This is a genomic window from Ancylobacter vacuolatus (assembly GCF_030813595.1).
Classification (GTDB): Bacteria; Pseudomonadota; Alphaproteobacteria; order Rhizobiales; family Xanthobacteraceae; genus Ancylobacter; species Ancylobacter vacuolatus.
The window spans coordinates 20,715-34,624 of record NZ_JAUSUH010000013.1; the positions used below are offsets into that span (position 1 = coordinate 20,715).

Sequence of the window (13,910 nt, forward strand, 5' to 3'; positions counted from 1 at the left end):
GTGACTCATGCTCATGTCTGGTGACACCCGCGATATCACCGCGCTTCCCGAATTCTCCCGCGCCGCGGTCGTCCGGCGGTTCGGCGAGCCGGTGAAGATCGAATGCGTGCCCGTCCCTCCGGCCCCGGAACCGGGCGCGCTGATCGTGCGCACCACGGCCTGCTCGATCTGCGGCACCGACGTGCACCTCTCGCGCGGCAATCTCTCGCTCACCGTCGACCTGCCGATCATCCTCGGCCATGAGATGGTCGGGCGCGTGGTCGCCATCGGCGACGGCGCCGGGCGCGACAGCGTCGGCCAGAAACTCGCCATCGGCGACCGCATCCTGTGGACCCACACCGCCTGCGGCAAGTGCTTCTACTGCACCGTCGCCCGCCAGCCGACTCTGTGCGAGAACCGCCGCGCCTATATGTACGAGAACATCGAGAAACCGCCCTATCTCCTCGGCGGCTTCTCGGAATATGGCTATGTGCTGCCCGAATCCGGCCGGGTGCGGGTGCCGGACAATCTCGACGATGGCGTCGCCAGCCTTTGCAGCTGCGCCTTTCGTTCGGTGATGAACGCCTTCGACAATCTCGGGCCCATCGATCCGTCCGAACATGTCGCTATCCAGGGCGCGGGGCCGCTCGGCATATTGGCCGCGGCCGTCGCCCGCGTCGCCGGCGCGCGCACGGTCAGCGTCATCGGCGCGCCGGAGGCCCGGCTCGCCCTCGCCAGGGATTTCGGGGCCACCCACACCTTCACTATCGAGGGAACCACCCATGAAGAGCGGGTGGCGGGACTGCGCGACCTGACCGACGGGCGCGGGCCGGACATTGTGATGGAGTTTACCGGCTTTCCCGACGCCTTCGGCCAGGGGCTGGACATTGTCCGCAAGGGCGGGCGCTATCTCACCGTCGGACAGCTCGGCACCGGCACGACCACTTTCAGCCCCTCCACCATCGTCAAGAAGAACATCCGCGTGCTCGGCTCGTTCTCGGGCGACGTGAAGTCCTACTGGAAGGCGCTGCAATTTGCCTCCGCGCATATCGACCATATCCCCTTCGGCAAGATGATCACCGGCCGCTACACGCTGGACGAGGTGAACGTAGCGCTCGATCGCATGCATCGGCTTGAAGAGATCAAGCCGCTCATCGTGATGGATTGAGGGGCGAGCGATGGCCGATACACATCATTTCGCCCCAGACCAGCGCGGGCCGCTCGACGGCGTGCGGATCGTCGATATGTCCCGGCTGGTCGCCGGCAACATGACCACGCATGTCCTCGCGGACTACGGCGCGGACGTCATCAAGATCGAGCGTCCCGGCAAGGGCGACGACCTGCGCAACTGGCGGGTCGACGGCGTCGAGGTGTTCTGGAAAGTCTATGCGCGCAACAAGCGCAGCATGTCGCTCGATATCCATGAGGCAGAAGGGCGAGAGGTGCTGCTGCGCCTCATCGACACCGCGCAGGTGCTGGTGGAGAACTTCGTGCCCGGCACGCTGGAACGCTGGGGCATTGGGCCCGAGGCGCTGCATGCCCGCAACCCCGGCCTCGTCATCCTCCGGGTCTCCGGCTGGGGACAGACCGGGCCGTGGCGGCTGCGGCCGGGCTTCGGCACGCTGGTGGAGGCGATGTCTGGCTGGGCCTTCATGAACGGCCATGCCGACAAGCCGCCCACCCTGCCGCCACTGGCGCTGGCCGACATGATCGCCGGCCTCTATGGCTCCGCCGCCATCCTCGCCGCGCTGCGTTCGGTCGAGCAGGGCGGCGGCAAGGGGCAGGTGATCGACCTGTCGTTGTTCGAGCCGATCCACGCCATGATCGGCGCCGAGGCGGCGCAGATCCGCCTCACCGGCGCGCCGACCCCGCGGGCGGGAAACCAGTCGTCCCACACCGCGCCGCGCAATGTCTACCAGTGCTCGGACGGCGCCTATGTCGCCATGTCGGGCTCGATGCAGTCCATGGCGGAGCGCATCTTCGAGACCATCGGCCATCCCGAGCTGAAGGCGGACCCGCGCTTCGTCGACAACGCCGCCCGCGTCGCCAACCGCGATGCGCTCGACGCCATCATTGCAGCGTTCATCATCACCCGAAGCCAGGCCGACAACCTCGCTCTCTTCGAGGCCGCCGGCGTCACGGTCGGCCCGGTCTGCTCGGTCGCCGACCTGCTGGACCACCCGTTCGTGCTCGGCCGCGAAGCCATCGTCGAGGTCGAGGACCGCGATCTCGGCTCGCTGCCGATGCACAACATCATCCCCCGCTTTTCCGTCACGCCGGGGGCCTTCCGCCGTCCGGCGCCGGACATTGGCGAGCACAATGAGGAAATCCGGCGTGAACTCGGATTCGGTGCGCGCCTTAAGGCAGTCGAGGTTTCGTCATGAATACCGCTCCGGCATGGCGCTCCATGCTCTTCATTCCGGTTCTCAATGAGCGCTTTCTCGCCCGTGCCGCCGAGCGTGGCGCCGATGCGATCCAACTCGACCTCGAGGACGCCATTCCTCCCGCGCAAAAGGACGAGGCTCGCCTTGCCGTGCCGATGGCCGCCGCTCGCCTCGCCCGGCAGAGGCTGGATGTGGTCGTGCGCATTAATCGGCCGTGGCGGCAGGCGCTGGCCGATATCGAAGCGTCGGTTGGGCCCGATGTCTGCTGCCTGACACTTCCCAAGGTCCCGGACGCCTCCCATGTGCGCGCCATCGCCGAAATCCTCGACGAGTTGGAGCGCGAGCGCGGCTTGAAGGTGGGCCATACCAGGCTCGTGGTCATGATCGAAACGGCAGAGGGACTGCTCAACATGGCGTCCATCGCCGCCGCCCATCCTCGCATCGCGGGGATGATCGTCGGCGCCGAGGACCTCGCTCTCTCGCTCGGCGCCTCGCCGACCTACGATACGCTCTACATTCACAATGCCCAGGCGGTTGTCGCCGCCCGTAGTGCCGGCATCCATCCCATCGGTTTCGTCGGCACGGTGGCGGACTATGCCGACACCGCCAAGTTCCGCCGCACCATTACCCAGGCTCGCGAAATGGGCTTTACCGGCGGCTTCTGCATCCATCCAAGCCAGGTGCCGATCATGAATGAGGTGTTCTCGCCCTCGCCGGCGGAAGTCGACTGGGCAAGTGGCGCGCTGGAGGTTTTCGACGCGGCGCTGGCCAGAGGACTCGGCGCCGTGACGTATCGAGGCGCCATGGTCGATCTGCCGGTCGCCGATCGCGCACGCGCCATCCTTGCCCGCAACGACGCGTTGGCGCACATGAAGGCGCAAAGGGCGGAGGTCGCCCTGCAAGCCTGACGGTGCCATGGACCTTCGCGATCTCAGGGTTTTTGTCACGATAGCGGAGACCGGCTCCCTGGCCGCCGCCGGCAAGGTGCTCCATATGAGCTCGCCCTCGCTAAGCGCGCGGCTGAGGGATCTCGAGGACGAACTGGCCACCGTGCTGTTCGAGCGCTGGGCACGCGGGCTGACGCTGACCGAGCAGGGCCGCGAGTTCCAGACACACGCCTATGCCATCCTGAAGCAGGCGGAGGATGCCAAGGCGAGCATGCTCAGCCGCGACAAACCGCCGATCGGCACCGTCCGCTTTGGCGTTCCCGGCTCGCTCGTGGGACTCCTGACGGTGCGTCTGATCGAATCCTGCCTGGAGCGGCTGCCGCAGGTTCGGCTGCGGGTCGTGGAGAGCATGTCGGGATACATCGCGAACTGGCTGCGCGAAGGCACGCTGGACGCGGCCATCATCTTCGGCGGCGGCGCGGCCAATGACCGGAGCGCCTCGCTGCAGGCGATCGCCGAAGAGGACCTCTATGTCGGCACCTATGATCTGCCGTCCATTGCCCCGTATCTGACCGACAAGGGCGAGATTCGGATGCGCGATGTCCGACATCTGCGTCTCGTCATGCCAGGTCCGGAGCATGGGCTTCGGCTTCTGGTTGAGGCCACGGCGCGACGCCATTCCGTGCCGCTCAACGTGGTGATGGAAGTCGATGCATCGCCACAGATTTTCGCGCTCATCCGTCGCGGGCATGGCGCCACGATCTGCTCGCTGGCGGCCCGGCATCCCGGCTCGATGGTGAGTTCGGCGGATAACGGGCAACTCCACACCTTCCGGGTCGTCGAACCCGGCTTCAGGCGCACCGTGTATCTCGCCACGCCCCTCAACCGCCCCTCGTCGCGCGCCACCCTCGCCGTAGCCCAGCTGGCGGTGGAAACACTCCTGGCGTCCGCCGCATCCGACGAATGGAAAGCCCGGCGCGTACCGAACGGCGCTGCAGGCTTCTAGCGCTCACGCGGAGCCGGGGAGCGGTCGGAGCTGCTTCGCATTCCAGGGGAGGGCGGATTATGGAGAGCGGTCCCCTTATGCAGGTCGTTGCACGCGGGGCGAGCGCCGGGCCACGACCCAAAACGTGAATGGCCGGGACAAGCCCGGCCATTACGTCGTTCGGGTGATGATCGCCCTTCAGGCGAGGGCCCTCGGGGGCCCCGTCTCAGAAGCGGTAGGTGACGCCGACGCCGACGATCCACGGGTCGAGATTGGCTTTGCCGGTCAGCGGCTGGCCGGCGACCACCACGTCGAAGTCGGGCTTCAGGAACAGCTTCTTCACATCGACGTTGAAGCCCCAGTGCTCGTCGAACATGTAGTCGAAGCCGGCCTGCAGCGCCCAGCCGAACGTGTCCTTCACGTCGATCGAATCGGCCGAATAAGCCTTCTGGTCGAAGAAGAAGGTGTAGTTGATGCCGGCGCCGATATAGGGCTTGAAGGCGCCGAAATCGGTGAAGTGGTACTGCAGCGTCAGGGTCGGCGGCAGCAGCCACACTTCGCCGATCTTGTTGAGGCTGGAGATCGAGCCCGCGCCGCTGATGTCGTGCGGCGTGACGCCGAGGATCAGTTCGGCCGCCCAGTTCTTGGTGAAGTAGTAGGTGATGTCGAGTTCCGGCACCACCGAGTCGGACACGTCGAGATTCGAGCCGTTGATGCCCCGCACCGAACCGTCATCCTCGGGGATGACCCCGAGCAGGCGCAGGCGAATCTGCCACGGGCTCTGCTCCACCACCGGCGCGGGGGCCTTGTAGGCGAGCGGGGGCGTGCCCGCGATGTCGGCGGCCAGCGCCGGGGCGCCGGCCAGCACCGTGCCGAGAAGAGCCAGACCCGCCGCCGGAGCGGAAAGACGATGAAGTGTTGATCCGATGGACGGCATGCCCCAAACCCCTTGTTTCCCTTGCCCCTGTGCGGAGCGCGGCCCCAGTGGTGAGCGGAGAGGGCGGGCCTGAGCTTGATCGAGATCAAACCGGCGATACTCTTGTCCTTCTGTGACCGGACGGCAACAGGAGGAGAAGCGACGGCGGTTCCGGCATTTCAGCGGGAAGAATAGACGTATAATAGAACGATCGGCTACAGCCGGTGGGCGGGCGGCCAAGCGGGGCCCGCAGCATCCGGCGGGGGGAAATGATGGGTGTCGAAGGGTTCCTGGCCAGCGAGGACGAGCGCGTCGCGCGCCAGCTCGTCGAGCAGGCGGACCTTATCCTGCAGGCGACCGACGGCGATGTGCCGGCCCGGTTTGCCCATGGTTTGTTCGGTCGGGCGGTGGCGGAGGATGTCCGTGTCTACACCCCGCACGAACTCGCCGGCCTGGCGCGCCTCGCCTATGGCCATCTGAAGGTCCGGCGGCGCGACAGTTCCGACATCCGCATCGAACAGCCCCAGCCCGCCGAGGGCGGCGACCGGCTCGCCCGGGTGTCGGTTATCGAGATCATCAATGACGACATGCCCTTCCTGCTTGATTCGGTCATGGGCGCGCTCAACGCCCAGGGCCTGACGGCGAGCTTCGTGGTGCACCCGATCATGGGCGTGGACCGCGACGCAGCCGGGCAGGTGACAAGCCTCGTCCCCGGCGAGACGCCGGCCGGCGCCCGCATGCGGCGCGAAAGCCTGATCCAGATCCACGTCCCGCGTATCGAGGATGAGGGCCGGCGCGTCGCGCTGATCGACGAACTCACCCTGGTGCTGAACCAGGTGCGCGTGGTGGTGGGCGCCTGGCAGCCGATGATGGCGCAGGTGCGGGCCGCCGTCACCAATCTCACCCTCGCCCCCGCCATGGTGCCGCGCGAGGACCGCGAAGAGGCGATCGCCTTCCTCGAATGGCTGCTGGCCGGGCGTTTCACCTTTCTCGGCTGCCGGCATTACCAGGCCACGGGCACCCCCGGCGGCGCGAAGGTGACGGTGTTCGAGCGGCGGATGGAGGACGCGCTGGGGCTGATGGCGGATGAGGAGTTCCGTCTGTTCCGCCCGACCGGCGACCCGCGCACCGTCAGCACCGATCTCGCCGAAGCGCTGGCCGATCCCAGCCCGCTGATCGTCACCAAGTCGCGCGCCGTGTCCAATGTCCACCGGCGGGCCTGGATCGATGTGGTTCTGGTCAAGCGCTACGATTCGCAGGGGCGCGTGGTCGGCGGGCTGTGCATCGCCGGGCTGTTCACCGCCACCGCCTATACGAGTTCGGTCCGCACCATCCCGATGCTGCGGCGCAAGGCGGCCACGGTGTTGGCGCGGGCCGGCTTCGCTCCCGAGAGCCATTCCGGCCGGGCGCTGGTGAAGGTGCTGGAGACCTATCCCCGCGACGACCTGTTCCAGATCGACACCACCGCGCTCTACCAGTTCTCGCTCGCCATCCTTCAGCTCGACGAGCACCCGCGCGTGCGGGTGCTGGCGCTTAATGAGCGATTCGACCGCTTCGTCTCTATCCTCGTCTTCGTGCCGCGCGAGCGCTACGACAGCGACGTGCGCGAGAAGATCGGCCATCTGCTGGCAGGAAGCTTCGGCGGCCAGATCGTCGCCTTCCGGCCGATGTTCCTGGAAGGGCCGCTGATCCGCGTCCACTTCATCATCGAGCGCGGCCCCGGCGAGGTGCCGACCGTCAATCGTGCCACGCTTGAGGAGGCGATCGGCGCCATCATCCGCACCTGGGGCGATGGCTTTGCCGAGGCGCTGGCCGCCACGGTGCCCGCCAGCAAGGCGAGCGAACTGATGGAGCGCTACGCCAAGGCGTTCCCCGCCGGCTACCAGGCGGCGTCGATGCCGGCCGAGGCGATCGACGATCTGCGCCTTATCGAGGATCTCAGCGATGCGAGCCCGGTTGCGGCGGATTTCCGGCCCTCGGCGCTGCGCGAACGTGGGCGGGTCTCGCTCAAGGTGTTCAGCTACAAGGTGCCGCGCCTGCTCTCCGAGCGGGTGCCGCTGCTCGAATCGATGGGCTTCGTCGTCATCGACGAGCGCACCTTCACGCTGAAGCCGGCCGGCGGCGCGCCGGTCTATCTGCACGACATGCTGCTGTCGCGGCGCGGCGGCGGCGATATCCCGCTGGACAAGCTGGGCCCGCGGCTGCACGCGACGCTGATGGCGGTGCTGCGCGGCGGCGAGAGCGATGGCTTCAACGCGCTGGCGCTGAACGCCCTGCTCGGCTGGCGCGACATCGCGCTGCTGCGGGCGCTGGGGCGCTATCTCCGTCAGGTCGGCATTCCTTTCAGCCAGGACTATCTCTGGCAGACGCTGAACGCCCATCCCGCCCTCGCGCAGAAGCTTGTCGCGCTGTTCCATGCCCGCTTCGACCCCGACCACAGCGAGCGTCGGGCGGAGCGGCAGGAGGAATTGCGCGCCGCGATCGAGACCGCTCTGGCCGATGTGCCGAGCCTCGACGAGGACCGCATCCTGCGCCGCTTCGCCAACCTCGTGGGTGCGGCGGTGCGGACCAATTTCTTCCAGCGCGGGGCGCAGGGCGGCCACCGGCCGACCATCGCCATCAAGTTCTTGAGCGCTGAGGTCGACGGTCTGCCGCAGCCGCGCCCGCTGTTCGAGATCTTCGTGCAGTCGCCGCGCGTCGAGGGCATTCATCTGCGCTTCGGCCGCGTCGCGCGCGGCGGCCTGCGCTGGTCCGACCGGCCGCAGGATTTCCGCACCGAGGTGCTGGGCCTCGTCAAGGCGCAGCAGGTGAAGAACGCCGTCATCGTGCCGGTGGGCGCCAAGGGCGGCTTCGTGCCCCAGCAGCTCCCCGCCGGCCCGCGCGAGGCCATTCAGGCCGAGGGTGTCGAGGCCTACAAGCTGTTCATTTCCAGCCTGCTGGACGTGAGCGACAATATCGAGGACGGCCGTACCGTCCATCCCGCGCACACGGTGCGGCACGACGAGGACGACCCCTATCTCGTGGTGGCTGCCGACAAGGGCACGGCGACCTTCTCCGACACCGCCAACGCACTCTCGCTGCAGCGCGGTTTCTGGCTGGGCGACGCCTTCGCCTCCGGCGGCTCGGTCGGCTATGACCACAAGGCGATGGGCATCACCGCGCGCGGCGCCTGGGAGGCGGTGCGCCGGCATTTCCGCGAGATGGATGTCGATATCCGCCGCACGCCCTTCACCGTCGCCGGCGTCGGCGACATGTCGGGCGACGTGTTCGGCAACGGCATGATCCTGGAAAACACGATCCGCCTGGTCGCCGCCTTCGACCATCGCGACATCTTCCTCGATCCCAATCCGGACCCGGAAGCCTCGTTCCGCGAGCGCCAGCGGCTGTTCGCGCTGCCGCGCTCCAGCTGGCAGGACTATGACAAGTCGCTGATCTCGCCGGGCGGCGGCGTGTTCCCGCGCTCCGCCAAGAGCATTCCGCTGACCCTGGCGATGCGCGAAGTGCTGGGCTTCGACAAGAGCTCGGCCTCCCCCTCCGAGGTGATCAGCGCGATTCTGCGGGCGCCGGTGGACCTGCTGTGGTTCGGCGGCATCGGCACCTATGTGCGCGCCTCCAGCGAGACCGACGCGCAGGCGGGCGACCGCGCCAATGACGCCGTGCGGATCGCCGGCAACCAGGTGCGGGCCCGGGTGATCGGCGAGGGCGCCAATCTCGGCGTCACCCAGCGCGGGCGGATCGAGGCGGCACGGCGGGGCGTGCGGCTGAACACCGACGCCATCGACAATTCCGCCGGCGTCAACACCTCCGATATCGAGGTGAACATCAAGATCGCCATGGCTCCCGCCCTGCGCGAGGGGCGGCTCGACCCGCAGGCGCGGGCGCAGGTGCTCGCCGGCATGACCGGCGATGTAGCCGCACTGGTGCTGGCCAACAATTATCTGCAGACGCTGGCGCTCTCGCTGGCCGAAATGCGCGGCCTCGACGATCTCGGCTTCCTGCAGCGGCTGATGCAGCGGCTGGAAGGGCGCGGGTTGCTCGACCGCGCGGTCGAATATCTGCCCTCCGACAGTGAGTTGAACGAGCGGCGCGGCCGGGGCGAGGCTCTCACCCGGCCGGAAATGGCGGTTCTGCTGGCCTATGCCAAGCTTTCCGCCCAGGCCGACCTGATCGACACCGACGTGCCTGATGATCCCTATCTCGCGCGCGAGCTGGCAGCCTATTTCCCCGCCGAGCTGCGCGAGCATTTCCCGGAAGGCATCGAGCACCACCGGCTGCGGCGCGACATCATCGCCACCCGCCTGTCCAACGCGATGATCAACCATGGCGGCCCGGCCTTCGTCGCCCGGCTGACGGACGAGACCGGGGCCGGCATCGACAGCATCGCCAAGGCCTTCGCCGTGGTACGCGACGGTTTCGGCCTCGCGGGTCTCAACCGCGAGATCGACGCGCTGGACGGTCTGGTCGCCGGCGCAGTGCAGCTCGACCTCTATGGCGTCGTGCAGGACATGCTGCTCGACCGCTCGATCTGGTTCCTGCGCAATGTCGACCTCCGGCGCAATCTCGACGAGCTGGTCGGCCATTACGCCGCCGGCATCGCCCCGGTGGAGAAGGTGCTCGCCGGGCCGGTGCGCGAGTTGCTGCCCGAGGAATCGCGGGTGCTGCACGATGCCCGCGTCGACCAGTGGACGCAGGCCGGTGTGCCCGAGGCGCTGGCGCGGCGCATCGCCCGGCTGCCGGCGGTGGAGAGCGCCACCGACATCGTGCTGATCGCCGACCGCACCCGGGCGCCGCTGGCCGACGCGGCCGTGACCTTCTTCGCCGTCGCGCTGCTGTTCCGGCTCGACCGCATCCTGGGCCCGGCGCGGACCCTCTCGGTGAGCGACTATTACGACCGGCTGGCGCTGGAGAGGGCGCTCGCCGCTTTCGAGAGCGCGGTGCGCCGGCTCACCGCCGAGGTGATCGAGGAGCATGGCGCCGGCGTTGCCGGGGTGTCGAGCTGGGCACGCGCGCGGGGCGAGGTGGTGGAGCGGGCGCGCAATGGCGTGCACGAAATCGCCGGTTCGGGGCTCAGCGTGTCGAAGCTCTCGGTGGCAGCCAGCCTGATCGGCGACCTGGTGCGGGGCTAGAACGCCGCTTCCGGCCGGCCGCCCGGGCACGGCGGGCCCCTTTCAAACGAAGACCGGCCGCGTGTGGCGCGGCCGGCTCGCAATCATCTTCCCAAAGCGATGGCCGAACCCGGCGATGCCGGCGGTCGCACCCAGGGCCGTCATCCCGGACGGAAGCAGTTCGGTCCGGGCTCGGCTGCGAAGGGGAGAGCGTTCCCAGCTCTCCGCTTCGCTTCGGCCGGGATGACGGACGGGCGGCCGGGTTGGCCAGATCCCCGCCGCCGCTCGAACCCGGCTACACCGCCGCGTGCTTCTTGTTCTGGCGGTGAGAGATCAGGTCGTCCACCACATGCGGGTCGGCGAGCGTCGAGGTGTCGCCGAGATTGCCGAACTCGTCCTCGGCGATCTTGCGCAGGATGCGGCGCATGATCTTGCCGGAACGGGTCTTGGGCAGGCCGGGGGCGAACTGGATCAGGTCGGGCGAGGCGATCGGGCCGATTTCCTGCCGCACCCAGGACACCAGCTCCTTGCGCAGCTCCTCGGTCGGCTCGATGCCGGACATCAGCGTCACATAGGCATAGATGCCCTGGCCCTTGATGTCGTGGGGATAGCCGACCACGGCCGCCTCCGACACCTTCGGGTGGGCCACCAGCGCGCTTTCCACCTCGGCGGTGCCCATGCGGTGGCCGGAAACGTTGATGACGTCATCGACGCGGCCGGTGATCCAGTAATAGCCGTCGGCATCGCGCCGGCAGCCATCGCCGGTGAAGTATTTTCCGGGATAGGTGGAGAAATAGGTCTGCATGAAGCGCTCATGGTCGCCATAGACCGTGCGCATCTGCCCGGGCCAGGAATCGGCGATCACCAGATTGCCCTCGCAGGCGCCGCTGAGCGGGTTGCCTTCCGCATCCACCACTTCCGGGATGATGCCGAAGAAGGGACGGGTGGCCGAGCCGGGCTTGAGCTTGGTGGCGCCGGGCAGCGGGGTGATGAGAATGCCGCCGGTCTCGGTCTGCCACCAGGTGTCGACGATGGGGCAGCGCTCCTCGCCGATCACCCGGTAATACCATTCCCAAGCTTCCGGGTTGATCGGCTCGCCCACCGAGCCGAGCAGGCGCAGCGAGGCGCGGCTGGTCGACTTAACAGGCGCGTCGCCGCCCTGCATCAGGGCGCGGATGGCGGTGGGGGCGGTGTAGAAGATGTTGACCTTGTGTTTGTCGATCACTTCCCAAAAGCGGGAATTGGTCGGGTAGTTCGGCACGCCCTCGAACATCAGCGTGGTGGCGCCATTGGCGAGCGGGCCATAGACGATGTAGCTGTGGCCGGTGACCCAGCCGATATCGGCGGTGCACCAGTAGATGTCGCCCTCGTGGTAGTCGAACACATATTGGTGCGTCATCGCGGCATAGACGAGATAGCCGCCCGTGGTGTGCAGCACGCCCTTGGGCAGGCCGGTCGAGCCCGAGGTGTAGAGGATGAACAGCGGGTGCTCGGCGTTCACCGGCGTGGCTGGGCAGTGGCTCGTCACCAGCTCGGCGGCCTCATGGTACCAGACATCGCGGCCGGGCTTCATGTTGACCGTGCCGCCGGTGCGGCGCACCACCACGACATGGTCGACCTCAAACTCGGTGACCTTGGCGATCGCGGCGTCGACATTGGCCTTCAGCGGCACCTTGCGGCCGCCACGCAGGCCCTCGTCGGCGGTGATGACGACGCGCGAATCGCAGTCGCGAATGCGGCTGGCAAGACTGTCCGGCGAGAAGCCGCCAAACACCACGGAATGAATGGCGCCGAGCCGGGCGCAGGCGAGCATCGCATAGGCCGCCTCGGGGATCATCGGCATGTAGATGGTGACGCGGTCGCCCTTCTCCACATTGCGGTTGCGCAGCACATTGGCGAAGCGGCAGACCTCGTCATGCAGCTCCTGATAGGTGATGTGCCGGTGCTCGGACGGGTTGTCGCCTTCCCAGATGATGGCGACCTGGTCGGCGCGGGTCGGCAGATGCCGGTCAATGCAGTTCCAGGCGACATTGGTGACGCCGTCCTCGAACCATTTGATAGAGACATGGCCGGGATCGAACGAGGTGTTCTTGACCACCGTATAAGGCTCGAACCATTCGATCCGCTTGCCCTCATCCGCCCAGAAGGCCTGCGGGTCGCGCAGCGAGGCCTCGTACTTCGCCTGATAGGCGCGATCGTCGAGGAAGGCGCGCTTGGCCCATTCCGCGGGCACGTCGTAAATCTTATCGGACATGGCGTTTCTTCCCCTTCAGGCTGGCGCTGTGCGCCCTCTCTTGCTTCGGCGGGATTATGGGGAGCCGGCCCCGGCTGGACAAGCCGATGCCGCGCGCAACTTTGGTCGGTAGGTAGTCGCGCGGAGGGCGCGGGCGTGCCTGCGGTCCCTCCGGAACATCGTCATGGCCGGGCTTGGCAAGGCCATCCCCCCGCCTTCGGTGGGGGTGAGGGAGGGGGGAGAAAGTCGTGGATTCCGGGCCGAACCCCGGGCTGACGGCGTGCCCGGCAGGACGGGCTGGGGATATCCGACGTTCAGCCCTGGCGCGGGCGCCAGACGCTGGTGGCCTTGATCTCCGCATCCTCCAGCTCGCGCGACACCGGCACGGCATAGTCGGCCACCTTTTCCAGCCGGTCGCGCGGCAGGTAGGAGCGGCCGGGATCGCCGATCCACACATCGGTGCCCCCCGCGGAGAGCGCTTCCAGCCAGGCGAAGACCCTTTCCGCGAGGTCGCGCTCATAGGCGATGTCGCCGGCGAGCACTACGTCCCAGCCGCCGGCCGTGCCCACCACGTCCGTGGTCAGCACCGTTACAGTATCGGCCTCGTTCAGCGCGGCGTTCAGCGCGATGGCGGCGTGGGCGAAAGGGTCGATGTCGGCGCAGGCGACATGGGCCGCGCCCGCCTTCATCGCCGCGATGCCGACCAGGCCCGAGCCTGAGGCGAAATCCAGCACGCGCTTGCCGCGCACCGTCTCCGGGTGGTCGAGAATGTAGCGGGCGAGCGCCTGCCCGCCGGCCCAGGCGAAAGCCCAGAAAGGCGGCGGCAGGCCGATCTCGCCCAGCTCCTCCTCGGTGCGCTGCCAGATCGGCAGCGATTCGGTGGCGAGGTGGAGGGTGATCTCGGGCACCAGCGGCGGGGCGAGGCGAGCCGTCTCCGTGCGGATGAAGCTGTCGGGATCGGCGATGACGCGGGGCGTCACCGTGTGCCGTCCGCCATCTCCAGCACAATGTCCCATTCGGCGTCGGTGACGGGCTGCACCGACAGGCGGGAGAATTTCATCAGCGCCATCTCGGTGAGGCGCGGCTCTGTCTTGACCGCCGCCAGCGACACCGGGTTCTTCAGCGCCTCGACCGCCTTTACATCGACCATGACGAACTTGCCCGAGGGGTCGGAGGGGTCGGGATAGGCCTCGCGGATCACCTCGACGATGCCGACGATCTCCTTGCCCTCGTTCGAGTGGTAGAAGAACCCCCGGTCGCCGATCTTCATCGCGAGCAATTGCTGCTTGGCGAGGTGGTTGCGCACCCCGTCCCAATGCGTCCCCTTGGCCCCGGCCGCGACCTGCTGGTCCCAGGACCATTTGAAGGGTTCGGACTTGTAGAGCCAGTGCGCCATTTCCACTCCCCGTGACCTCGCCGAG

9 protein-coding genes are annotated in these 13,910 nt (G+C 67.7%); 5 read left to right on the top strand and 4 right to left on the bottom strand.

Translation table 11 applies throughout. From position 1 onward, the window contains the following. The first annotated feature begins 13 nt into the window (after positions 1-13). The 4 genes from J2S76_RS21380 to J2S76_RS21395 are packed head-to-tail and all read left to right on the top strand — an operon-like array spanning position 14 to position 4,256. Complete coding sequence (locus J2S76_RS21380; protein ID WP_307063886.1) at positions 14-1,147, top strand: zinc-binding dehydrogenase; 1,134 nt, start codon at positions 14-16, stop codon at positions 1,145-1,147. 10 nt (positions 1,148-1,157) lie between these two features. After that, positions 1,158-2,363, top strand: coding sequence for a CaiB/BaiF CoA transferase family protein (locus J2S76_RS21385; RefSeq protein ID WP_307063888.1), 1,206 nt, complete (start codon positions 1,158-1,160; stop codon positions 2,361-2,363). Further along, complete coding sequence (locus J2S76_RS21390) at positions 2,360-3,271, top strand: HpcH/HpaI aldolase/citrate lyase family protein (protein WP_307063890.1); 912 nt, start codon at positions 2,360-2,362, stop codon at positions 3,269-3,271. The genes J2S76_RS21385 and J2S76_RS21390 overlap by 4 nt, the downstream gene beginning before the upstream one ends. A 7-nt stretch (positions 3,272-3,278) precedes the next feature. Continuing rightward, positions 3,279-4,256, top strand: a complete 978-nt coding sequence (locus J2S76_RS21395; RefSeq protein ID WP_307063891.1) for a LysR family transcriptional regulator — start codon at positions 3,279-3,281, stop codon at positions 4,254-4,256. A 205-nt stretch (positions 4,257-4,461) separates the two neighbouring features. On the opposite strand, the gene J2S76_RS21400 is transcribed toward J2S76_RS21395, so the two are convergent. Beyond that, complete coding sequence (locus J2S76_RS21400; protein ID WP_307063893.1) at positions 4,462-5,172, bottom strand: OmpW/AlkL family protein; 711 nt, start codon at positions 5,170-5,172, stop codon at positions 4,462-4,464. Positions 5,173-5,423: 251 nt separating this feature from the next. Between J2S76_RS21400 and J2S76_RS21405 the strand changes: the two genes are divergently transcribed. Beyond that, positions 5,424-10,277 (top strand): NAD-glutamate dehydrogenase, encoded by a 4,854-nt coding sequence (locus J2S76_RS21405; RefSeq protein ID WP_307063895.1) that lies wholly within the window; start codon positions 5,424-5,426, stop codon positions 10,275-10,277. A 274-nt stretch (positions 10,278-10,551) separates the two neighbouring features. On the opposite strand, the gene acs is transcribed toward J2S76_RS21405, so the two are convergent. From acs to J2S76_RS21420, 3 genes are all read right to left on the bottom strand, one after another. Next, a complete protein-coding gene (gene acs / locus J2S76_RS21410; protein ID WP_307063897.1) occupies positions 10,552-12,510 on the bottom strand; it encodes an acetate--CoA ligase in 1,959 nt (652 codons plus the stop codon). A gap of 293 nt (positions 12,511-12,803) precedes the next feature. Next, on the bottom strand, positions 12,804-13,469 hold the full coding sequence (locus J2S76_RS21415) for a class I SAM-dependent methyltransferase (protein WP_307063899.1): 666 nt from the start codon (positions 13,467-13,469) through the stop codon (positions 12,804-12,806). Further along, positions 13,466-13,885 (bottom strand): EVE domain-containing protein, encoded by a 420-nt coding sequence (locus J2S76_RS21420; protein WP_307063901.1) that lies wholly within the window; start codon positions 13,883-13,885, stop codon positions 13,466-13,468. The genes J2S76_RS21415 and J2S76_RS21420 overlap by 4 nt, the downstream gene beginning before the upstream one ends. Positions 13,886-13,910: the final 25 nt, after the last annotated feature.

Excerpts from the sequence above, each read along its gene's own strand:
- J2S76_RS21405 (WP_307063895.1), top strand. The coding sequence starts at position 5,424 with ATGGGTGTCGAAGGGTTCCTGGCCAGCGAGGACGAGCGCGTCGCGCGC.
- J2S76_RS21420 (WP_307063901.1), bottom strand. The coding sequence starts at position 13,885 with ATGGCGCACTGGCTCTACAAGTCCGAACCCTTCAAATGGTCCTGGGAC.
- J2S76_RS21380 (WP_307063886.1), top strand. The coding sequence starts at position 14 with ATGTCTGGTGACACCCGCGATATCACCGCGCTTCCCGAATTCTCCCGC.
- J2S76_RS21400 (WP_307063893.1), bottom strand. The coding sequence starts at position 5,172 with ATGCCGTCCATCGGATCAACACTTCATCGTCTTTCCGCTCCGGCGGCG.
- J2S76_RS21385 (WP_307063888.1), top strand. The coding sequence starts at position 1,158 with ATGGCCGATACACATCATTTCGCCCCAGACCAGCGCGGGCCGCTCGAC.
- J2S76_RS21390 (WP_307063890.1), top strand. The coding sequence starts at position 2,360 with ATGAATACCGCTCCGGCATGGCGCTCCATGCTCTTCATTCCGGTTCTC.
- acs (WP_307063897.1), bottom strand. The coding sequence starts at position 12,510 with ATGTCCGATAAGATTTACGACGTGCCCGCGGAATGGGCCAAGCGCGCC.
- J2S76_RS21395 (WP_307063891.1), top strand. The coding sequence starts at position 3,279 with ATGGACCTTCGCGATCTCAGGGTTTTTGTCACGATAGCGGAGACCGGC.